Here is a 24,603-nt window from a genome sequence, read left to right as displayed (position 1 = left end):
GAATCAATAATCAATTTAATAAACTATGATGATAAAATTTACTAATTCTCCTTGGAGATATTGGACGAGTTTTTTGGGAAATTCCCGTCGATCGTTGATCATCTTTTTTATCGGGTGGATCAGTAGCACAACGATTACTTTCGCCCAGAATGCCCGTACTGTCAGCGGTGTCGTGGTCGATCAAGATCAAATCCCCGTAGAGAATGCAAGTGTTATCGTGGAAGGCAGTAGTATCGCCACATCTACGGAAGCAGACGGAAGCTTTACCTTAACTGCTGTACCAGCCGATGCGAGTACCCTCGTTGTTTCTAAGGTTGGCTATAACCGTTCGGAAGTAGTGCTAGGCAACCAAACGATACTTAGAGTCGTATTAAACAATTACGCCATTGACATTGAAGAAACCGTAGTCGTTGGTTACGGTACCCAAAAGAAAGAAACAGTCGTGGGGGCCATTACACAGACGACCGGAAAAGTGCTGGAACGCGCCGGAGGTGTCTCTAGTGTTGGGGCAGCACTTACCGGTAATGTTCCAGGAGTGATCACCACTGCCAGTACCGGGATGCCCGGTGAGGAAGACCCTCAAATTGTGATTCGTGGTCGCAGTACCTGGAACAGCACGGAGCCGCTCATTATGGTGGATGGCGTAGAACGTCCGATGACCAGTGTGGATATCGGTTCTATCGAATCCATCTCGGTGCTGAAAGATGCTTCCGCAACAGCCGTATACGGTGTCCGTGGGGCCAACGGCGTTATCCTTATTACGACTAAACGGGGTATTGCCGGACGTGCATCGGTACGTGGAACCGTTAATAACATTGTGAAAACGGTATCGCAGCTTCCCGGAAAGATGGATTCCTACGACGCGCTCATGTTGCGTAACCGGGCGATCGAATATGAATTAGCTTTGAGACCTGACAACTGGAGTTATTTTGTACCTCAAGACATTATCCATAAATACCGCTATCCGGTCAGTATGGAAGAAGAGGAGCGCTACGTGAATACCGATTGGGCGGACGTCCTCTTTAAAAGCGCCGCCTTCTCCCAAAACAGCAATGTGAATATCGCCGGGGGTACGGAAAAAGTAAAGTATTTTGCTTCGGCAGATTACCTCTATGAGGGGGATATGTTTCGCTCCTTCGACAATGCCCGCGGTTACGATGCCGGGTACGGCTTTAACCGGGTCAATGTGCGCTCTAACTTAGACTTTCAGTTAACACCCACCACTAAGTTTTCCACCAATCTCGCCGGTTCACACGGCATCCGCAAAAGCCCCTGGGGTGGCGGAAACGACTATGCTTTCTGGATCGCTGCCTATACGGTAGCACCGGATCTCATTTACCCACGCTATTCCGACGGCACTTGGGGTTACTACCAGCCGGATACACAAGCTGGTATCAACTCGGCACGTGTACTGGCTACTTCCGGCATTGAAAAGACCAGTACCAACCGCATTACCACCGACTTTATTTTAGAGCAAGACCTGAGCATGTTTCTCAAAGGGTTAGATGTACGGGGTACCATCTCGCTGGATAATACCTTCGTGGAAGCCGGGCGCGGGGTGAACGACTTGAATAACAATGTACAGACCAAATGGATCAACCCGGAAACCGGACAAGCCGTCTACGGACAGACACTAGATGGAAGTCGCTTCGATTTTGTAGAAGGCATCAACTGGGCACAGCAGGCTGGTACACTGAACAACTCGCAAAGTTATCGGCGCTTATTTTATCAGCTGCAGCTCAACTATGCCAATACCTTTGACGAGAATCACACTGTTAGCGCCATGGGCTTGTTCAACCGTAATCAATATGCGACTGGTAGCGAACAACCTTTCTTCCGGGAAGACTGGGTATTTCGGACGACCTACAATTATAAAGGCAAGTATCTCCTGGAATACAACGGCTCTTACACTGGATCGGAAAAATTCTCTTCCGAATACCGCTTTGCTTTCTTTAACTCCGGCGGTATCGGCTGGTTGCTCTCCGAAGAAAACTTCCTGAAAGACGTCTCCTTCGTGGATATGTTAAAACTAAGAGCGTCATACGGCGATATTGGAGATGACAATGTTTATGGCCGCTGGCTGTACCTCACCCAGTGGGCTTACGGCGGGCAATCCAAGATGGGCGTCGTTGGAGTACAACCGGAACTAAGCACCTATACGTGGTTTCGAGAAAATGTACTCGGAAACCCAAACACCCATTGGGAAAAGGTACGCAAAATTAACTACGGGCTCGATTTCGGCTTTTTCAACGGCTTACTCAGCGGACAGGTAAACTTTTTCCGGGATAAACGTACGGACGTTCTCATACCCGGAGGTAGCCGCGCCATTCCAGAATACCTAGGAATAGCCGCTCCGGCAGCAAACCTGGGGATCGTGGAAAATCAAGGTTACGAAGTAGAGGTGAAGGTCAATAAGCAGGTGAACAGCAACTGGCGCCTGTGGGGCGATTTGAACTTCACCCACGCGAAAGACAGAGTCATCGAAGGTGATAGTCCGGCCCTACTGCCCCACTATCAAAAGCTGGACGATAAGCAAATCAGCCAAACTTATACCCACGTGAGTGCGGGCTACTACAACAGCTGGGATGAGCTGTATGCGAGTACCATGCACGATAACAATGACGATCAAAAGCTGCCCGGGAATTTCCATATTATCGACTATAACGGCGACGGTATCATCGATACCCGAGATAATATTCCCTATGCTTACCCTTCCATCCCACAAAACACCTATAACCTCACCGTGGGTTTCGACTGGAAGAACCTCAGCGTAATGACCCAGTGGTACGGCGTAACCAATGTTACCCGTCAGGTGGTTTTTGGCAGCTTCGACCGGCAGCGCAACCTGGCCTACCATGAAGGCAGCTACTGGGAACGCGACAATATCAATGCAGATGTGCCGATGCCGCGCTGGTTATCCATGGCGAGTAGCTATAACAACGGCAGCCGTTTTATGTACGACGGTTCGTATGTCCGCCTGAAAACTGCTGAAATTGCCTATCATTTCACGCAGGATCATCCCTTTATCCGAAAAATAGGCATGCAAAGCATACGTCTGTTTTTAAACGGGCAAAACCTTTGGTTCTGGTCGCGTATGCCAGATGACAGGGAATCCAATTTCGCCGGTACCGGATGGGCTTCGCAGGGTGCTTACCCCACGGTCAAACGTTTTAATCTTGGCGCAAACATTACATTCTAAACGACAGGACGATGAAAAAAATTACAACATATAGCATACTCTTCACCGCATTTTGCTTGGGGGGCCTGCTGACTTCTTGTGAAAAATACCTAGATAAAGAGGAGCAATCCATAATCTCGGAAGAAGAGGCCTTCAAAAATTTCACAAATTTCCAAGGTTACACCGAGGAACTCTACCATTGTATTGTCAATTTCACCAATAACTACTGGACAAACTCCTGGAACTGGGGGGAGGATGAATTGACATCCACCGCCGGAAACTATCATTTTGTACATAACGTAGATAATGGTAATTTCTGGGGCTGGCAGGCACAGCACGATGGTTGGGGGGCCGGCTGGATGGAACAAGATGATTTCACAACGGATATTCTCGAAGGACAGCGTAATATCAACAAAGACTTATGGAACGCTGCCTGGTATGGCCTTCGGAAAATCAGTATCGGACTGGAGAACATGGAGCTCATGACGGATGCCACACAAGAGGAGCGCAACCTGATTCGTGGACAACTCCTGTTCTTTCGGGGCTGGTTTCATCACCGACTGATGGAGTATTTCGGCGGGCTTCCATACATTGATCATGTGCTCCCTACAGACGGTACCTCCCTATCACTCCCCCGTTTAAGTTACCACGAATGTGCCGACCGTGCTGCTGCGGACTTCCGTGAGGCGGCGAACCTGCTGCCTATCAACTGGGACAATACCGATGCCGGCCGACGTACCCTAGGTAAAAACCAACTGCGGATTAATAAAATCATGGCCCTCGCCTATTTGGGTAAAAACTACCTCTGGGCCGGCAGTCCACTGATGAACCAGTCCAGCACCGGAAGCGCAGCCTACAACAGCGAATATTGCCAGCAAGCAGCACAAGCTTTTGGTGAGTTATTATCCTTGGTGGAAAGCGGACAGACAAATTACGCTCTGCTTCCTTTCGAAAATTATTCCCTAAATTTCTATAGCATGCGCGACAACTGGGCGCACCCGGGCGGTAGCGAAGTAATTTTCCGAGGGCCTTATATTTCAGCTGACGACACACATTGGAATACGGCTAAGCAATATCTTCCTAGCGTCGTTTCCGAGGGTGATGCGTTAAAATTTATCCCGACTTCCAATTATGTAAATTACTACGGTATGGCGAATGGTTTACCGATTCCGGATATCACGAGCGCCGACCCGGAGTCGGGCTACGATCCGCAATATCCTTGGCGAAATCGGGATCCACGATTCTATCATGATATCCTCTTTGATGGGGTTAAAGTAGTGAATGGCACAATTACCCATACAGACCTCCCTGAGGAGCAACGCCGCTATGCACAATTGTACACCGGTGGCAGCTACCGCAACATACAGAATGGCAGTCAGACGGGGTATGTGTTGCGCAAATTCATCCCACTAACGGCCAATACCTACGATCGGGATTACGACTGGGGTTCGAATTTACACATTTACGTGCCCTATATGCGCCTAGCGGATGTGTACCTCATGTACGCCGAAGCAGCATTAATGGGCTACAACAGCGTATCAGGACAAGCGTCAAACTTTAGCAAGTCCGCTACGGATGCCATTAACGTCATTCGGGCACGTGCCGGAGTAGATCCTGTGGATATGCGATTTCTGGGCTCCGTTAATGCGCTTTTAGGCGAATTACGTCGGGAGCGGGCGGTAGAGCTGGCCTTTGAAGGCCATCGCTTTAACGACCTCCGTCGCTGGTTGCTCCTCACCGATCCAGCTTACGCCGAAAAAAGGGCGATAGAGTTTGACCGCGCCAGTGGGCATGATGTAGACAATCCGCAGGAGAATCGGGTGGTTAATCTGCGCGAACGCGTGCTAGTCGAACGTCGATTTACCAACAAGCACTATTGGCTTCCCTTAAAGGTTAATGATGTCAACCTCTATCCGGAATTTTATCAAAACCCCGGATGGTAAATAAAATGAACCTAATCATCAAATCTAAACAGATGAACATGAACGTAAAGAAGTATACAACACGAACAATAGCCGCGTACCTCTGTATCATGGGACTGTCCGCACAGGCCCATGCGCAACAGGTTGCACAAGATAGCAGCGTAACAGATAGTGTAGAGCTGGTGCAGGTAGCCTTCCGGAAGGAAAAGAAACAAGACCTAATGGGTGAGGTTCGTTCTGTCAATATATCAAAACTCATGGACAAGAACTACAGCACCTATAGCCTGGAAAACCTGGATGCTTTCACCTCCGGCTTTAACGGCAATATATGGGGCATGGATGGCTACCTCGTCTTGGTCGACGGATTTCCTAGAGATGCCGATAATGTACTGCCGACAGAGATCGAAGAGATAAGTGTGCTGAAAGGCGTAAATGCCGTAGCCCTATACGGGAGTCGTGCGGCAAAAGGCGTCGTTTATATCACGACCAAACGTGGAAAAGTCGGTGAACAGAAAATCAATATCCGTGCAAATGCTGGTATACACGCGCCCGTACAGTATCCCGAGTATCTAGGCTCTGCCGAGTACATGACCTTGTATAACGAAGCGCGCCGCAATGATGGTTTAACGGATTTATACACTGCCGAAACCATCTATCAGCATGCGGCGGGCACCAATCCTTATCGCTATCCAAATGTGGATTATTACGCTTCGGATTTTCTCCGCAAGCACTATAACCGCTACGACGCCACCGCAGAAATATCCGGTGGCGGTGAACGCGCGCAGTACTACACCAACTTCGGTTTTTGGTCGGCCGGCTCGCTACTTAATTTTGGGGAGGCCGTCGACAATAACAGATCCAATCGCTTCAATGTACGTGGTAACATCGATATGAAACTTAATGAAATCATCAAGCTCCATGTGGATGCTGCAGCCTCCTTTTATACACAGCGCGGCGTAAACGCCGACTATTGGGGAGCCGCGGCAACAGGGCGCCCGCATCGCTTTGCTCCACTCATCCCCATTGACATGCTGGAAGCCGATGATGAAAACTCTTGGGTGTTTGTCAACAACAGCAATTTTCTGGTAGACGGCAAATATTTACTAGGCGGTAGCCAACTCGACCAAAGCAATGCTTTTGCCGATGTATATGCCGGCGGAAACAGCGAGTATAGCAACCGGCAATTTCTGTTCAACACCGGCTTGGATTTTGACCTGAAAAATGTGCTGGAAGGATTAAGCTTCCACACCGCTTTGGCCATCGACTACCAATCGAACTACAGTCAGTCGTATAACAACAATTATGCGGTCTACCAAGCTACTTGGAACAATTATGCGGGTGCCGACCTGATCAGCCACCTCACGCGCTACGGCGACGATCAGATTTCCGGCGTACAAAATATTTCGGGCAGCGCCTACCGGCAAACCATTGCCCTGAACGGACAGTTGAACTATAGGCGAAGTTTTGCTGAAAAACATCATGTATCCGCCATGTTGCTCGCCAACGCCTTTCAAATTGGTCTGTCGCAAGAATACCATAAACATAGCAATGCCAACCTGGGTGTACAATTGGGCTATAACTACGCGAATAAATACTACGCAGATTTTAGTGCTGCAGTCCCCCACTCGGCGAAACTTCCGGCAGGGAATCGTCGAGCGATCTCCCCAACCCTGTCGCTTTCCTGGCGGCTCTCCGAAGAACCCTTTATGCAACAGTCCATTTTCAACGACTTACGACTTACGGCTTCCGGCGGAATCTTGAACACCGATCTGGACATCGAAAACTTCTACCTCTACCAAGGTTACTACACCTACAACGAAGCGGCTTGGTACAGCTGGGCCGACGGTGAATTGGTGCACACCTTTGACCGCTTTCGCGGTGACAATGCGGACATGGGTTACCCACAACGCCGGGAAGTATCCTTCAGCATAGACGGGGGTCTGTACAATAACCTGATCACCTTCAATGCTTCTTATTTTTATAACCAAATGAAAGGCTTGTTGGTACAACCGGCTACCCTTTACCCCATGTATTTCATGTCTTATTGGCCGGTATATTCGGATTTGCCCTATGTCAATTTCAATAGTGATGAACGTACCGGCGTAGATTTCGCGATCAATGTAAACAAGCATTTTGGCAACACCTTCTTATCACTGGGTGCTACCGCCATGTATTTTGACTCGAAAGCCACCCAACGCGATGAACTCTACGAGTTTGGTTATCAAAACCGGACAAACCGTCCACTAGATGCCCTTTGGGGCTTGCAGAGCGATGGCTTCTACCGTGATCAGGCGGATATAGATAATTCGGCGTTGAGCACTTTCGGGGAAGTAGCCCCAGGAGACATCAAATATATCGATCAAAACGGCGATGGCACCATCGACGATCGCGACGAGATTTACCTCGGAAAAGCCGGTTGGTCGGGTTCTCCTTTTTCACTGGGAATTAACCTTACGGCAAAATGGAAAAACATGACCCTCTTTGCCATCGCCAGCGGCAGGTTTGGTGCCTACGCCATGCGGAACAACTCCTATTTCTGGATGGACGGCGAAGACAAGTACTCCGCCATCGTGCGCGATCGTTGGACGCCCGAAAGCCAGGCAACAGCAAGCTATCCGCGCCTCACAACGGGCAACAGCGATAACAACTTCCGCCATTCGGATTTCTGGATGTATTCCACCAACCGCTTTGACCTCACGCGCGTACAGATCTCCTACGATCTCCCGAAAAACTTACTCGGTAAGGGCATTGTGCGTGAATTCGGCGCCTACATAAACGGCTCTAACCTACTGACCTTTGCGAAGGAAAAGGACATCCTCCTGCTCAATGTAGGCGCAGCACCACAAACGCGTTTTTTTAACGTGGGATTAAAAGCATTATTTTAATAATGAGGGAACTAACAACGACAAACATGAAGAAGATAATCTATATAGCCCTGATGAGCAGCATCTTCGTAACGGCGTGCGAAGATATGTTCGAACCGGCCATTGAAAATATCCTGCCCATCGAGGAGGCCTACACGCGTCCGTTATATGCACAAGGCTTATTACTAAATGCCTATAATCGTGTGCCAACCAACAGCTTTAACGATGTTGCCACCGACGATGCCGTGACCAACGACCGGGCAAGCGACTACCTAAAGATTGCCACCGGACAGTGGACAGCCATCAACAACCCGACGGATCAATGGCGAAACAGTAAGTCGGCCATTCAGTATATCAACAATTTTCTGGAAATTACCGATCGGGTGAATTGGGCAACGAACGAAAATATCACACAGCTGTTCAACGACCGTATGAAGGGTGAAGCCTACGGCTTGCGCGCCTTGTTTATGTATTACCTTTTGCAGGCACATGGCGGAAAAACCGATGACGGGCAGGTAATGGGTGTCCCTATCGTGTTGGAACACGAAGGTTTAGAAGATGACCATAATCATGCGAGAAACAGTTTCGAAGACTGTATGCAACAAATCTATAGTGACCTGCAACAGGCCGAAGACCTGCTCCCACTCGACTATGAAGATATTAGCAGTGCATCGCAAATTCCGACAAAATATCAGGAAATGGAGCTCAGCCATGAGGATTACAACCGCGTGTTCGGTGTCGATTTTCGTTTGCGGATGACCACCCGTATCGTGCAGGCCATACGAGCCAAAGCCGCCCTGCTGGCCGCCAGTCCGGCCTTTAGTGCCGGTAGTAGCACCAGCTGGGAAGATGCGGCAAATTACGCCGCTGTTGTGATCGGACAACGAGGTGGCATCGTCGGTATGGATCCCAACGGAGGACACTTTTATGAATCGGCCAGTGTAGATGCCATGAGTGCCGGCGCCAATACCGCAGAAATTCTCTGGCGTACCGACCGTGGCGGAGTTAACAGCGACCTGGAAGCTCAACACTTCCCGCCTACGCTATTCGGTAGTGGCCGCATCAATCCCACACAAAATCTGGTCGACGCGTTTCCAATGGCAAACGGCTACCCCATAACCCATCCGCAGAGTGATTACGATGCAACAAATCCCTATGCAGATCGAGACCCTCGTCTAAGCAGCTATATCTTGCTCAACGGCAGTACAGCAGGGGTAAACAACAGCAGCATCAACACCAGCGCGAACAGCAGCACAAACGATGGACTAAACAGGGCGGAAACCTCTACTCGTACGGGTTATTACCTGCGTAAGCTGCTCCGGCAGGATGTGAACCTGAACCCCTCTTCGGTATCAGGTCAGTACCACATCACACCGCGTCTACGGATGACCGACATCTACTTGGCTTTTGCCGAGGCCGCAAACGAGGCATGGGGACCCACGACAGCGGGCAATCAGGGATTTTCAGCTTATGATATGGTAAAAGCCATCCGCGCCCGCGCAGGTGTAGGCGCCGATAACGACGACGCCTATCTGGAAACCATCAAAAACGATCAAGAGGCCATGCGGGAGCTTATCCGCAACGAACGGCGTCTGGAACTTTGTTTCGAAGGTTTCCGCTTCTGGGATCTCCGTCGCTGGCAAAGTCCGCTCAACGAAACCGCACAAGGGGTCAGTATTCAAAACAACGTACACAACATCATCGATGTCGAGAATCGGCGTTACGATAATTATATGCACTACGGGCCGATTCCGTACAGTGAAATACTCAAATACGATAACCTGCGCCAAAATCAAGGTTGGTAATTCAATTATACGATGATTAAAAAGATAATAACCATGAAGATAAAAACGATATACTGCGGAATTGCTTTGCTTGTCCTTGGCTTTTCAGCCTGCAAAAATCAAGATTGGGAGTTTCCGGATTACGACTATCAGTCGGTATACTTCGCGTATCAATCTCCAATACGTACCCTAACCTTAGGGGAGGATGTCTTTGATACCAGCTTGGACAACGATCATAAATTCATGGTCATGGCGACCACTGCCGGCGTATATAATAACTTGCAGGATGTCCGTATTGACTTTGAAGTGGATAATAGCTTGACGAACGATATCGTCTTCGGTCCGGGGGGAAGCGCCCCTGGCGGAGCTCCTATTGAGGCCCTGCCGGAAAATTACTATACGCTGGCATCCAACAACATCATCATACCTAAGGGCAATCTGGTGGGTGGCGTGGAAGTACAACTGACGGACGCTTTCTTTGCCGATCCCAAATCACTCAGCACCAACTATGTCTTACCGATTCGTATGACCGGCGTCAGCAATGCTGATACCATCCTGTCGGGACTACCCATAGAATCCGGCAGCTTGTTTAGACCGACCATGGAAGAAGATTGGGAGATTATGCCGAAAAATTACACCTTATATGCGATTAAATACATCAACACTTGGCATGGTAACTACCTGCGCCGCGGCGTAGATGATATTGAAGGAAAAAGCGGTCGTGAAAGTCTAACGCAAAGGATCGTCCGTAATGAAGGCTTAGTGGAACGTGATGAAGTCATCAGTCTCCACAGTCAAGGTTTACAAAGACTGGTGCTGCCCTTAGCCTACGCGGATGTAGACCAAACTAATGTTGACATGGAATTAATTCTGACCTTCGATAGCGACAACAACTGCAGCATCAGCTCGGGCACTTCTGGTGTGGATGCCAGTGGAACGGGATCGTTTGTGAAGCGTGGCGATAAAAATTCCTGGGGCAATACCGATCGGGACGTCCTGTACTTAGACTATGAAATTGATATGGCTAGCATGCATATTTCCAGCAAGGATACGCTCGTGATGCGTGATCGGGGGGTAAAAATGGAGACCTTTGTGGTTACTCCTAAAGAACAATAAACAGATACAAAACTTTAATCGATTAGGATATGAACCTTCGTTATAAAACCGGCACTTTTTTCTTTGCAGCAGCCCTGCTGGGGAGTTCCTGTGCCAAACAATTTACTGCAGACTTTCCGGTGGACAAACCGGAAAGCATTATTGCGCAGGAAGATATTGACTCGTATGAGCCGCTCCTTAGCTATTTGGATAAAGATGCAAACCCGGATTTTCACTGGGGTGTGGCGGTAAACGCTTCTGATTACTTGGGCAAAGGCGTGATGCACCGCTTGGTGAACCGAAATTTTGACGAGTTGGTCACCGGAAATGCCATGAAGCATTTTTCTATCGTGCAGGACGATGGATCGCTGAATTTGGCCAATGTCCAGTCCCTTATCGAATTGGCCGCGGAAAATGAGATGGGCATCTACGGTCATACCTTGGTGTGGCACGCCGGACAAAACGCGGCTTACCTCAACAGCTTAATTGCTCCCGAAAATATTGGCGGCCCCAGCTGGGATCTGGTCACCGCAATTGATTTTGAAACCGACGACAATGCGAACTACCTCTATACGGATAATGCAGCGGTTTCTTTCACAGCAGACGGGCAAGGGGCTAACGATCAGGGGCGTGCATTACAATTAACCAACACCGCAGCTCGTGCCAACGATTGGGATGTGCAGTTTTTTATCAGCTTAGACCAGTCGGTGGCCGTAGGCGAGCGTTATGAGCTATCCATCGATATAAAATCAGATGCTGCAGCTAATTACTCCACGCAAGCACATCGGGTGCCCTACGAATACATGCACTATGATTTCTTCGGGAGTATTTCCTCTACGCCGGAATGGTCGACCTACACACGAGAAATTACGATATCCGAAGAAATGGCTGGTGCGGGAGCAATCGCTTTTAATCTGGGACTGAACGCCACGACCTACTATTTCGACAATATCGCGATCAGCAAGTTCAACGAGGAAGGCGGCAGCGGACCGGTCGGCGATATCGGCTATGCCTTAGTGCTTAGCAACCCATCGGTTGTCAACTCCTGGGAGGCGCAGACGGCCTACGATTTTGACGCAGTGGACGCCAATACAGCGTTCACGCTCAGCATCGCTGCAAAGGGTTCCAAGGCCGGTTCCATTGGTGTCGATCTTCAAAATTCAGCCGACTATTCCGGCGAGAGTTTCGGAAACATCAGTTTGGGTACCGAATATCAGGAGTATACCTTTACGTTAACCAGCACCGACTTGCGAAACCGCTTTATCGTGAATCACGGGACTTATGACGGCACGGTGTATATCGATGACGTACGCTTAACCGTGGCAGGCAGTACAGCAAACCTCATCGCTAACGGCGATTTCGAAAGTGGCATGGCCGGTTGGGGCGGTTGGGGAAATGGCTCTAACCGACAGTTATCTGCTAACGGTGAAGGCTACGGTGGCCCCGGTGGAAGCATCATCGAGAAAACACCGGAAGAGAAGGAACAAATCATTTCACAGGCGCTGGAAACCTTTATCGCCGGGATGATGGAGGTGACCAAAGGCCATATCAAGGCTTGGGATGTCGTCAATGAGCCCATGTCCGATTGGCCGGATCAGTATGCCTTGAAAACAGGTATAGGTAAGGAAGATATGGCCGCGGATGAGTTTTATTGGCAGGATTACTTGGGTAAAGATTACGCGGTCAAAGCGATCCAATATGCAAGACAATATGGAGACCCGGAGGATAAACTCTTTATTAACGACTATGGTCTCGAAGGTGGTGGTGACAAGTGCGAAGGACTCATCGCTTATGTTGACTATGTGGAAAGCAAAGGGGTAACGGTAGATGGAATCGGTACACAGATGCATATTGACATTAACACGAACAAGGATAACATTATCAATATGTACGAGCTTCTTGCGGCTACCGGCAAGCTGATCAAAGTATCCGAACTGGATATTGGCCTGGGCGATAACACGCAAACTCCAAATGCTACAGCCGAACAGTATGCGGCACAGGCAGAAATGTACAAGTTTGTCATTGAGAAATATTTCGAAATTATACCGAAAGCGCAACAGTACGGCATAACCGTCTGGAGTCCGCTAGATAGTCCTAATTCCCAGTATTCCTTCTGGAGAAAGGGCGAACCTATCGGGTTGTGGACAGAAACTTTCGTGCGCAAGCCTGCCTATCAGGCCGTTGCAGAAGCTTTAGAAAAACAGAAATAATAAAAGTTGCAGAAGCTTTAGAAAAACAGAAATAATAAAATAAACAAATTGGGGAGGATAATAAAAACCTCCCCAATTTGGTACAATTAAAACGTTGAAAGGAGAAGATTAAATGAAAAACACAGCTATATATACTCTATTACTCGGCCTTTTGAGTGCTTGTCTACCTTTCTCCGGAACAAACCAAGATATCGTATTGGAGGTTGGTGGATTTTCTTTTTCCCGTGATGAATACAACTATCAAATAGAAAAGTTAAAAAAAACAACTAAGTACGACTCTACTCAATCCAGCAAACAACTTATAGACGACGCCTATATACTTGCCTTCGCTAAGCAAAATAGTTTTGATACGATAGCGGAGCTAAAAAAGCGTTTGGAATATGCTATGAAATTCTATATCTCACAAGTCGACGGATACCTCTGGAACAAAACTGTAAAGCCGAAAATAGAGATTACAAATTTAATGTTGCGAGAGACGTACCAAAGAAAAAAACAAAACTACCAACTCGAAGTTCTGGAACTCAGACACCCACGCCCCTACTGAAAGCGCGGAGACAACGAACAAACAAAAATTCGACAACCTAAAAAGAAAAAGTTTATCTGACAAATTTCATACTATTGCATTGTCCTATCCATTTCTTCCATTTGGCGCATTTACAGATGGATTAGATGATGCAAAAATTAATGATATCATTGGGCCCGTCCAGACAGATCAAGGAGCCTACCTTATTCTGGTTCATGACATATTGGACGCAACAGTCCCACCTTTTACTGAAATTCAGAACATTATCCGCCAGGAATTAACAATAAAATTGACTCAAACTCACGTTTGGCAAAGTGTACAACGCATTCAATCTGAAACATGTCCCATATATTATGAAGATGCAATAGCGGATATCTCTGATCAATACGATGAATTGGCAGAAGATTGGCGTACTCACGTGGATAGTCTACTCTTAATGGAATATACCTTACACAAGCAAAGAAAACAATTTAGAGGAAAAGATTTCAGAGAGTTTATTCGCTATCAACCTATGTTTATAGGTTCGTTGAAAGATAAAGATGATGTCAAGAAATTGATAGAAGTCTACTTAATCAACCAATTTCTATACGATGAGGCACAAAAGCTATCTCCTGAATCGGATCTTGAATACGCACTGTTTAAGAACTCGATAAAAAATCAATTTTACGTCAAATATTTTAAGGAAAAACATATTGAAGCCAACATTGATCTTCAAGAATCAGCAATAGCAAGCTATTATCAATCGCGTAAAGATAGCTTGAAAACTTTCGAAAAGGCCGATATTACTATTTATAAATTTAAAACACTAGGTGAAGCGATGTCATACAAGCAACTTCGTCGCGATCCAAACAGCCAATCAGAAAAAGAATTAGAACCCAGTAAAGAGCACTTGACTTTTCACCGAGATGGAAAGCATACCTACGACACTATTCTCGAACAAAACATCGATGGACTTGAAACAGGTGTACTGTCACATCCAATGAAGATCAATGACCAATATTGTCTTTTGGAAATAAGAAACACCGTAGGTAGTATGTATATTACATACTATAAAATAAAGGAAAACCTCAGACACAAACTCTATTTGGAAAAAGAAAAAGAAGAATACAATAAACAATTGGACATTTTAAAATCCCTCTATAAGATCACGATTAATAAAATAATATAAACGCCGCTACCTTTTCACTAGATCCCATTATAAATTACTTATATCAATCATTTTATAAACTTTTAAAATTAGAAATCATGAAAAAAATCATTTTAATTTTAGCTATCGTCTTTAGCAGCATGTTCAGCTCGTATGCCTACAATCAACAAAGTGTAACTGCGTACGCCGGCATTCCAACAAATTATGCTTACATGGGGGTAAACATTAATAGTTACTGTACTCAGTTACTCCTTAATTGTACTTGGACTATGCTGGCAACTAGCGGGTCCGTACAAGCGTACGATGACATCCTTCTAGCTGAATATAATTGGGGACCTGGCGGTGGAGACCGATACCACAGCGCAAACGGTTCATATAGATATTGGGGCTACATTAGGGTATTTATCGGTGCTGATGGATCGACCGGAGCTTCAGGAACTGCCACCTTAACCTGGTGGTAATCAACTTAACAAGGAAGTAAAATCATCAAAAAACACTTTAATTTAAATTATTTATTATTTAAGATATTTGTTTGGTTCGAATTCAAATGGTAAAACCGCTTAAAACTGTAAAATAATTTATATTGGGCTATCAGATAAGAGGGAGGTTTCGCTCCCTCTTATTCATTTGATTCAATGGATCGTATATTTAGCATAAAATACAATATCATGATAAAAAATAAAGTCTCCATCCTATTTACGGCATTTTTCATGCTCGTTTTTTCTATACATCACGGTTACGCCCAAGACCGCAATGTCTATATCTTCTTATGTTTCGGCCAATCTAACATGGAAGGTACCGGAAAAATCGAGGTTCAGGATACCATAGCGGATATCCGGCTACTACATTTACAGGCTGTCGATTGTCCCGACCTTGGCCGACAGAAAGGCCACTGGTACAAAGCAAAATCCCCACTCTGTCATTGCAATACGGGTGTCAGTCCTGCTGAGCAATTCGGCAAAGCCCTTGTCCAAAATTTACCAGATAGTATTACCGTAGCGTTAATCCATGTGGCCATCGGCGGTTGCCACATTCAGCTATTCGATCAAGATAGCACCGCCGCCTACGTGGAAAGAGCACCGGGCTGGATGAAGAGCAAACTCGCTCTGTACGACAACAATCCTTACAAAAGATTGGTTGAAATGGCGAAAATAGGACAGCAGAAAGGTGTCATCAAGGGAATTCTCTTACATCAAGGAGAAAGCAATACCGGCGACCAAGATTGGCCAAATAAAGTTAACAAGGTTTACACCAATCTGTTAAACGACTTGCATTTAGAGGCTTCCGAAACGCCACTCCTTGCTGGAGAAATGCTATCTGCACAACAAGATGGAAAATGTGCCAGTATGAATGAGATTATTAATACCTTGCCGCAAACCATTCCAAACGCGCATATCGTCTCTTCCAAATATTGCGAAGGTGCTCCCGACGACATACACTTCAGTTCGGCCGGATATCGCAAATTAGGAAACCACTACGCCGATGTGTGGCTGGATTACTATTACAATCGAAAATGATACTGTTTCGGGAAATATTGCTGATAAGCAGTATATCTAGAAACAAAGAGGCTGTCTCAAATATATTAAGACAGCCTCTTTGTTTTAACAACTCGTTGCGAACGGATCAATCCTTCACCAACCGCACCCGAAACACGCGTCCTGCTCGATGCCCCTCATGCGGAACAAACTTCACTGTAACAAACGCTGCATCTTTCAAGTACGCTTTCGGTATCTCATAACTAACATCGAAGAACTTACTTTGATTCCATTTCCCTCCCAGTTTCTCTGTTGCCAGCAGTTGCCCATCTACAAGAATATCGAAATCACGATTTCCAGATTCGTACCCCCAATAGGTAATCAATAGCGATAGGTCTTCCTTTTTGGCAGTTTGCAATTCAAAGGAAAAATATCCTCCATTTTCAGCTTCCCGCCAGGACTGACCATGATGTACTCCACGAGCAGACTTTTCTTCTTTAAGGCGATGATCGACCTCTGGTTGCTGCTCTCCCAGTTTTACGGCATCAACCGTGCGTTTATCCAACTCCAGTTTTAACCGCTCTTCCTCTTTTTTCTCCGCCTGCAGCTCACTAAACTCCTCGCCAGTCATCGCCAACCAATACATCATATAACGGCTATCATGGATTTCATAAAAAGGCTGTAAGGTAAGTTTGCCAAAACGTTTGTCGATAAATGATGCGGGCATCTCAAAATGTAACGGTTCGTTCGCCACGGGAATAGCTTGATTTAGCGTGTTGATCAATGCTGCACGTTCACCAATAAGAGCAGGTGTATCAAAAAGAGACACCAAGGAACCGTGCGCGATATGCCCCCAACGGTGATCATCGGCGACGAATCCGGACACGTCACCGCCCCCTACTTTACTGCCCATCAAAATCGGCCCTCTAAATAGCGAAATATACTCCGGATGCTGCTTCAGTTCCTCCACATGGAATTCCATGGGCATATCAATTTCTATCTTATCGCCTTGCTGCCACTTCTTGTCGATCACAATGTAAGAACCCGGTTGAGACGATGTCGCATAGTCTTGTCCATCCACGATGACCTTCATCTTTCCCGACGGCACCCAATTCGGATACCGGATAAGGAGTTTAGCATCCGACGAGTTAATTTTATCAATGGTTAACGTACTCTTACCAGACACCGGAAAATCGGTGTGCTGTGTTAACTTTATTCCTTTTTCTCTCCAATCCAGCTCGGAGGCAACAAAAAGATTGACATACAGCGTGTCGCCATCATGCGTATAGATCATCTCCCCGTATTTGCCATGATTTTCCATACCTGTACCCACACAGCACCACATCGCACTGTTTACTTGTGAATAAACACGATAGTGCGCCGGGCGTGCCGAGGTAAAATAAACATAGCCACCGTGCTCCGGATGTTGAGTGGAAAGAATATGGTTGTACAGTGCTTTTTCATAAAAGTCCATATATTTCACATCGGGTTTCATACGGAACAAGCCTCCCGCCAGCTTGAGCATGTTGTTGGTATTGCAGGATTCCGGACCTTCCCGTTCTTCCATATAACTTAGAAAATCTTGCTCCGAAGGGAAATGCTCCCGGCGGCTATTCCCACCTAAGGAAAGAGAGCGGTTCTCGGATACGGTCTCCCAAAAGAAATCTGCAGCTGTCGTATAGTCCCGTTCATGCGTCAACTCTGCCACCCGCTGATAACCGACCGCTTTAGGTACCTGCGTATTTGCATGCATATTGTCCAAGTTATCCACGCGTTTTGATACCGAATCGAAAACCTGTTTATGTGAAAAGCGCTTCGCTGTCGTCAGGTAGCGCTCATCACTTGTTATTTGATAAGCATCTGCGTACACTTCATTCATTCCCCCAAACTCATTGGCCAACATCGACTCCATTTGTTCATCGCTTAATGCAGCTATGAGATTGGCTCCCCAATCACTCAACTTGATAAACATCGCTTTGGCTTCTTCATTGTTCCCGTAAAGCCATGCATCGCGTAAGCCAGCATACGTTTTATGCAGGTTATACCACGGCACCCAATATTTCCAAACCTCGCCTACGTTTCCTTTTTTTACTTCTTTCCAAAGGTTTTCGCCGTTAGGTACACCACCCAGATAGCCGTCACCGTTCTTATCCTGACAACGCTTCATTTCTGCCAACATATATTCCATACGCTCTTTACAGCGCACATCCCCAGTCGACGCATAATGTATCGCCAATGCGGAAAGATAATGTCCACCGACATGACCGTCTAAATCTATCCAATTCGAAAAACTAGGCGCTTTCGGCTTTAGCCCTGCTTCTTTTAGAAAGGGGGCCAAAAGACGGTCAACATCGTATGCCAACAACGTTTCTACATTCAAATTTTGCGCATGTAGAAAAGAGCTTTCCAATAATTTTACGTCGCCTAGTGCGAACGTATGGGGGTATAGTTTATCTTGAGCAATAGCTGTACTGCTTAGACCAACAGTCAGCAAGAGGATCGCGGTTTTATTTCGATTGATCATATTTGAGGTTTTAATAAACGGCGCCCCGCGGACGTGGGGCAACCGTTCAAGCAACTAAACTAAAACTATTCTACTTTAATATCATTTGCTGAGGTCGCATACAATCCGATCATAGCGCCCGTAAATCCACCGGCTACATTGGTCGATAAGATATCACCTGATACCGTGCCACCTAAGTTTTCAAAATCACCGCCATCTACTGCGTAGGTAAATTGATAATCATCTCCCCTGGCTTCTACTTTCAGCGAAATTTTTCCCGCCTCCGCTAGCTTTGTCTGCGCAATAACAGATGATTCGCCTTTCTCTGTTCTTTCTAAAACGAGATAATAATCAGCACCTGACTTGGTTACGCCGAATACGTAATGAAACGTTTCGCTTTGTACGCAAGCTAAACCTGCCAGATCACTTTCTGTTTCCGGCTTGTAGTTCATATCAACGGATGCCGAAAAAGTAGCGTGCTGCTGACGGTGAAATAAAGTAGAAATGGGTTTCTGGGCTTTGATATTCACATCAAACGGTTTGATGATCAATCCATGTGTACCCTCTTCAACAAATTTCTCACGTGGACCGCGCAAGGCGATCCAGCGGTCATCCAAACCATTTCCTTCAAATTTATCTACAAACGTAAAATTACCGTTAGGAAAAAAGTCATCCGTATTCATTCTATTTTCCGCACCTTGAGGCATTTTGATAGACGGCTGGAGCGGTTCCATTCCGCCCTCGAATACCGGCCATTCGCCAGACCAATCAACGGGTAAAATAAACGTCTCGCGCCCGGTATTCACCCGATTCTTCTCATTCGGGCGAATAGCAAGAAACACACCATACCAATCGCCGGTCGGCGTTTCCACCAGATCCGCATGACCGGCCCATTCCACTGGATTAGGCCGGCTCTTATCCAGATGCCGTTGCGAAAGAATAGGATTTTTTTCGGCAGGTTTGTAAGGACCCCGAGGGTTGTCACTGACGAAAATGACCTCGCTGTGGTTCGCGCCGGTTCCGCCTTCGGCACACATCAAATAGTATTTACCGTACCGCTTATAGATATGGGGAGCCTCAATCCAGATCGGCTTTTGCGTAATATCTACACCACCATCAACAATAATTTTATCTGTACCCGCGATGACCTGATCATTCTCCACATCATAATCCCACACTTTAATCACACGGTGTCCTTTGTATCGTTCTTTTCCCTCATCTGGTGCATCATTATGTATCACGTAGGCTTTTCCGTCATCATCAAAGAATAATGCAGGATCAATTCCATCAAAATTTAACTTCATGGGATCCGACCAATTGCCCTGAAGCGGGTCCTTGGATTTCACAACGATATTCCCAAATCCACCGGCAAATTGCGTCGTAATCATGTAAAATGTATCATTGTGTGGGTTGTACAGAATATCCGGTGCATAAACACCCATGCTAATGCCCGCATCACCCACCTTCAATTGCGATTCTCGATCCAGCACATGGCCGATCTGCTTCCAGTTCACCAGGTCCTTAGAATGAAAGATAGGCACGCCCGGAAACATAACGAAGGAGGATGCTACCAGATAATAATCATCTCCCTTACGGGTAATGCTGGGATCGGGATAACATCCCTGTAAGATCGGGCTGTAAAAATGCCCTTCGGGTAAAGGGTTTTCCGTATATATCTTGTCATTTCCAACATATTCAAAGTTTTGGAAAATTGGTTCGTTACCTGCAGCAATATTCGCTTTTCCATCGCCGTTATCTTGGACATGTTGGCACGCAGATAACGTCGTCAACGTAAGTAGGCATGACCACATGCCTGCCCGCTTATACCTGCTCTTTCTCACTTTTTTTTGCATCCTATTTTTTCTTTTTTATTTCTTCAAACACTTCGTTCATTAAAAGATAATAACCCCACCTTTTGGCTGAATCGTGACTGCTACTTTGCCTGTTTTATCGATCTGAGCATCCGACTGCAGGGTCGTTCCATCCGCTTCATCGGAAATCAACGTCACTTGTTTATTCCCCAGCATCGATACATCCAACGTCAATTTTAAGGCTTTATCCTCTGCATTTACACCGGCAACGTACCATGCCTCGCCATGTCTGCGGGCAATGACGACGTACTTGCCTGGATATCCTTTTATAAAACGAATTTCGTCCCAAGTGGTTGGTACGTTTTTCATAAAGTCGATCTCGAAAGCCGGCACATCGGTTAAGTTATTCGGCGTTAAAGCGAACGGTTGAACAGGGTTTTGGAACAGCACGGCTGTAGCCAACTGAAAAGCATCTGTGGTTAAACGCTCATTTCTATCCTTGTTTTCTTTCGTGAGGTATTTATTTAGTAAAACGCCACCAAATTCCATGCTTCCCACGCTATTACGCATAAAAGGATGTAATGTAGCGTAAAACGCTTCATTATCCCGGGCGTGTTGCGAGAAAATCAGCATTTCTGACGCCAATACCGCTTCACTTCCAACGTAATTGGGATACATTCGCTCCCAGCCTCTCGGCAATGTTGCGCCATGGAAGAAAACCATCAAACCAAAATCGTTAGCATCGGAAAGAATATCTTCGTACAGGCGCATCGTCTCCTGTTTGTCGCCTCCGAAAAAGTCAACTTTCATTCCCTTTACTCCAATCGACCGCAACCATTTCATCTCTTTCTTACGCGCTATCGATGTATTCATTTTATTCCGGGGGCCTTGCGGTGCATCGTTAAATGTGCCATTGGAATTGTACCACAGCAATACGTTTACATCTTTTGAACGAGCATAGTCCACTAAATCCTTCATACGATCGTATCCAATATTTTCGTCCCAAAACGCATCCACTAAAATATAGGGATACCCCATAGCAGATGCTAAATCAATATACCTCACCTGATCATCCCAGTTCATACTTTGATCTTGCCATACGATCCAGCTCCATGTGGATTTCCCAAACTGGTATTTCTTCGACGCCTCATACAAAGGCTCTACCACATCAAACGGTATCGTCGTTTCGACAACCGGTTGTAAATCGCTGCCAATCGTAATTGTTCGCCACGGCGTAACCCCAGGCAAACCTAGTGCGGCTCCCGTACTCCCGAAACCGTTATTTTGCGCCATCTGGGGGTAAGCAACATGAAAAACGCCATCTTCTGATATTTCACTGAGATGAGAAGCACAGTACAAGCTGCTAACACCCGTTTCGGAAACTAGCGCCCAACCGTCTTCGCCTACCTTAAATAATGCCGGAAAAACAAACCCATATTCATTTTTAGCTTTCGCGATAGGAGCATCTGCGCTGTAACCACTTTCATAACTGGGTGCTGTCCGTGCAAATGAGGTCATCGGTGTCATCATGTTCGACAAAAATGATGTCGTATGGCTCGGAAACCTGTAGCCCGTAATCTCCTTTTCTACCACAACGCTCCGTCGTTCTCCCCAAATCGGGAGTTCATACCGAAAGGCGATGTCATTGTCGCTTACCTGAAACACCACCGACATCCTTTTTTTGTCGGCATTCTCCACGGTTAACGTCAAGACATTTGCTTGGTACCTTATATGTGAAGTCTTGATTCGATCTTGTTCATATTCTTTTTCAATTTTACCTGTATTTACGGCAACAATCTGCAAATTAGCCGTAAAATCACCTTCATTCGTTTCTAGACCTAAAGGAGACTTCTCTAAGATTACTTTCCCTTTATAGCCAACGGTGTAAACAAGTCGTCCCTCGTCGATGGAACAGAAAACCGATAGGTTTTTATCCGGACTATCCATCGGCACTTCCTGTGCGAACAATCTCCCCACGAAAAGAACAGTAAATAAGAAAAAAAAACGTAGGTAAAACATATTTGTATTCATAAGCGTGACTAATTATGCTGCTTCATATTTAGTTTTATTTTTTTTAATTCTTCCAATTCGTGGGTAGGACGCTCGAGCTCGTACGGAATAGGCATTTTGGAAAACGTCTGAAAATACAGCAGGCAAGCATCTTTCCACCAGACCGCATCCTTGGCTTGGATTTTCAGCTTGGATTGCACCTCTTTAAATCGCTGTGTATCCACATACGGTTCCAGCTTATCCCAAGTTTTCTGAAATGTACGTACGCACTGCACACCTCGGTCATAATGAACACAAAGTTCAGCCCATAGCGTGCGTCCGCTTTTCATGGTATGTGTCCACGGAACATGGTGAAACCATAGCAACAGGTTTTCCGGACAGCTGGCCATATTTCCATATATGCTATCCAAAGGCGGATAATACTGAGACACAGCATTGCTCCCCGTAGCTGTGCGATCAAAACCGAGACCAATCGTATCCGCATTATGATAATACCAAGGCATCCAGTCGGGTCTACCACCTTTTCGGTCGCCCCAAGGTTCCGGACCATAATGATGGTCGAAGGCGAAAATATGATGTAAACCCAAGGGCATCATATAATCCACAACTGCTTCACGTGAATCCATCATGAGCTGGCGTACAGGTGTCACGAAATTAGCCGCATTTGTGAAGGTCTGCCGAATCCATTCGTTGGCGATATCTTCGGATGATAATTGGTGGTTCCAGGCCAGCCGCCCGAACGCGTACCAATTCGCTTGTGCAAAATGGTGTCCTGTCCAATTCATATCTTCGCCGATGTTGGCCACGGCCGAAATCGCCGTTCTTTTCCCCTTAAAAATGCTCCCGTCGGTAACACGTGCTACTGTACTTCCTTTACCTTCGCTATACGTATCCGCGTCCAACGCTTCCTTAAACAGCGGCGCCAGATAAGCTAAGTGATTCGAAAAGCCCAAATATTCCTGCGTGATCTGAAATTCGATCATTTGTGCGGTATTCTTCATGGCACCAAAAAGCGGTGTAAATGGTTCTCTCGGTTGGAAATCCACCGGGCCATTTTTGATCTGAATAATGACGTTATCCCGAAATTCGCCATCCAGTGGCACAAATTCCTGATATGCTTGTTTAGCCCGGTCCTCTTCCGTTGGATTATAGACAAAAGCCCGCCACATCACCAGTCCGCCATACGGCTTCAACGCATCCGCCAGCATATTCGCCCCATCCGCATGGGTACGTCCATAATCCTGTGGCCCCGGTTGTCCTTCCGAATTTGCTTTGACGAGAAAGCCTCCAAAATCTGGAATATGCTGATAGATTTCTTTCACCTTTGCTTTCCACCAATCCTGCACCTCTTTGCGCAATGGATCGGAGTCGGACAAACCGTCCAGCACTTTCGGCGAAGAGAAGTTTGCAGACAGATAAACCTTTATACCATACTTTCGGAAAACATCCGCTAACGCCTTCACCTTTTCCAGATAGTCCGCTGTTAAAATTTGCGGTGAAGCATTGACATTGTTTAAAACCGTAGCGTTTATGCCTATAGATGCATTAGCCCGGGCATATTGCTCGTATCTCGGTGATAGCTGTTTCGGCAGTTCGTCCCACTTCCATAACGAATAACCGGCATAGCCCCGCTCCACCGTCCTGTCTAAATTATCCCAATGGTTCAGGATGCGGATGTCATAATCCGGTATCTCTTCGATATCCAAATGTTCGATATCTGTTTCCGTTTCTTGCAGCCTTAATAAATGGTAAGCGGCATACAATAGCCCCGCGGGCTTCGCGGCGACCACCTCCACCCCTGTTCCGTCTCCTTTGATCTGATAGCCGTCCCTTAATTTTTTTATTTTCTTATCCAACCGTAGCGAGATCGATGAACCCCGCCAGTACTTTTCCAACTCCTGTTTTGCTAACTGCGCCGTTTGATCTTTAGCTTGGAGACTGATCGTGCGTTGTTGCACCATATGCTTGTCTACCGGAGTGTATCGTAACCAAAGTTGGCTCCCGTCCTCTGCAAACAGCGAACAAGGGGACAGTAAAATCAGTAAAAAAAATAGTCGTCTCATTACCACGGGTTATCGTTC

At 46.5% G+C, this 24,603-nt stretch carries 14 protein-coding genes; 10 read left to right on the top strand and 4 right to left on the bottom strand.

Translation table 11 applies throughout. From position 1 onward, the window contains the following. Positions 1 to 25 precede the first annotated feature (25 nt). The 10 genes from G5B43_RS07105 to G5B43_RS07060 all read left to right on the top strand — a co-directional run bounded on the left by G5B43_RS07105 (position 26) and on the right by G5B43_RS07060 (position 16,240). Positions 26 to 3,199 (top strand): SusC/RagA family TonB-linked outer membrane protein, encoded by a 3,174-nt coding sequence (locus G5B43_RS07105; RefSeq protein WP_240904783.1) that lies wholly within the window; start codon positions 26 to 28, stop codon positions 3,197 to 3,199. Positions 3,200 to 3,210: 11 nt separating this feature from the next. After that, entirely contained in the window at positions 3,211 to 5,121 is a 1,911-nt protein-coding gene (locus G5B43_RS07100) for a RagB/SusD family nutrient uptake outer membrane protein (RefSeq protein WP_165293995.1), read from the top strand. Positions 5,122 to 5,153: 32 nt separating this feature from the next. Continuing rightward, entirely contained in the window at positions 5,154 to 7,985 is a 2,832-nt protein-coding gene (locus tag G5B43_RS07095; protein ID WP_240904782.1) for a SusC/RagA family TonB-linked outer membrane protein, read from the top strand. Positions 7,986 to 7,987: 2 nt separating this feature from the next. Next, positions 7,988 to 9,769 carry a RagB/SusD family nutrient uptake outer membrane protein gene (locus G5B43_RS07090; RefSeq protein WP_240904781.1) on the top strand — a complete coding sequence of 594 codons (1,782 nt, stop codon included), beginning with the start codon at positions 7,988 to 7,990 and terminating at the stop codon, positions 9,767 to 9,769. A 66-nt stretch (positions 9,770 to 9,835) separates the two neighbouring features. After that, positions 9,836 to 10,864 carry a DUF5627 domain-containing protein gene (locus tag G5B43_RS07085; RefSeq protein WP_240904780.1) on the top strand — a complete coding sequence of 343 codons (1,029 nt, stop codon included), beginning with the start codon at positions 9,836 to 9,838 and terminating at the stop codon, positions 10,862 to 10,864. A gap of 29 nt (positions 10,865 to 10,893) precedes the next feature. Then, the gene (locus G5B43_RS07080) at positions 10,894 to 13,053 is read left to right on the top strand and encodes an endo-1,4-beta-xylanase (RefSeq protein ID WP_165293994.1); all 2,160 of its coding nucleotides are present in this window, start codon (positions 10,894 to 10,896) and stop codon (positions 13,051 to 13,053) included. Between the two features lie 112 nt (positions 13,054 to 13,165). Beyond that, a complete protein-coding gene (locus G5B43_RS07075) occupies positions 13,166 to 13,597 on the top strand; it encodes a hypothetical protein (protein ID WP_165293993.1) in 432 nt (143 codons plus the stop codon). A gap of 79 nt (positions 13,598 to 13,676) precedes the next feature. Beyond that, on the top strand, positions 13,677 to 14,744 hold the full coding sequence (locus tag G5B43_RS07070) for a peptidylprolyl isomerase (protein WP_165293992.1): 1,068 nt from the start codon (positions 13,677 to 13,679) through the stop codon (positions 14,742 to 14,744). A 77-nt stretch (positions 14,745 to 14,821) separates the two neighbouring features. Continuing rightward, a complete protein-coding gene (locus G5B43_RS07065) occupies positions 14,822 to 15,184 on the top strand; it encodes a hypothetical protein (protein WP_165293991.1) in 363 nt (120 codons plus the stop codon). A gap of 207 nt (positions 15,185 to 15,391) precedes the next feature. Then, positions 15,392 to 16,240 carry a sialate O-acetylesterase gene (locus G5B43_RS07060; RefSeq protein ID WP_165293990.1) on the top strand — a complete coding sequence of 283 codons (849 nt, stop codon included), beginning with the start codon at positions 15,392 to 15,394 and terminating at the stop codon, positions 16,238 to 16,240. A gap of 106 nt (positions 16,241 to 16,346) precedes the next feature. Here the strand turns inward: G5B43_RS07060 and G5B43_RS07055 are convergent, their stop codons facing one another. The 4 genes from G5B43_RS07055 to G5B43_RS07040 all read right to left on the bottom strand — a co-directional run bounded on the left by G5B43_RS07055 (position 16,347) and on the right by G5B43_RS07040 (position 24,585). After that, positions 16,347 to 18,722: a beta-L-arabinofuranosidase domain-containing protein gene (locus G5B43_RS07055; RefSeq protein ID WP_165293989.1), complete on the bottom strand. Its 2,376-nt coding sequence runs from the start codon at positions 18,720 to 18,722 to the stop codon at positions 16,347 to 16,349. Between the two features lie 65 nt (positions 18,723 to 18,787). Next, positions 18,788 to 20,554, bottom strand: coding sequence for a glycoside hydrolase family 43 protein (locus G5B43_RS07050; RefSeq protein ID WP_240904779.1), 1,767 nt, complete (start codon positions 20,552 to 20,554; stop codon positions 18,788 to 18,790). A gap of 39 nt (positions 20,555 to 20,593) precedes the next feature. Beyond that, positions 20,594 to 22,489, bottom strand: coding sequence for a glycoside hydrolase family 97 protein (locus G5B43_RS07045; RefSeq protein WP_317167498.1), 1,896 nt, complete (start codon positions 22,487 to 22,489; stop codon positions 20,594 to 20,596). Positions 22,490 to 22,551: 62 nt separating this feature from the next. Beyond that, complete coding sequence (locus G5B43_RS07040; protein ID WP_206367262.1) at positions 22,552 to 24,585, bottom strand: alpha-glucuronidase; 2,034 nt, start codon at positions 24,583 to 24,585, stop codon at positions 22,552 to 22,554. Between the last annotated feature and the right edge of the window lie 18 nt (positions 24,586 to 24,603).

This window comes from Sphingobacterium sp. SGR-19 (assembly GCF_011043555.1).
GTDB lineage: Bacteria > Bacteroidota > Bacteroidia > Sphingobacteriales > Sphingobacteriaceae > Sphingobacterium.
This window is presented reverse-complemented; position numbering and strand designations above follow the sequence as displayed.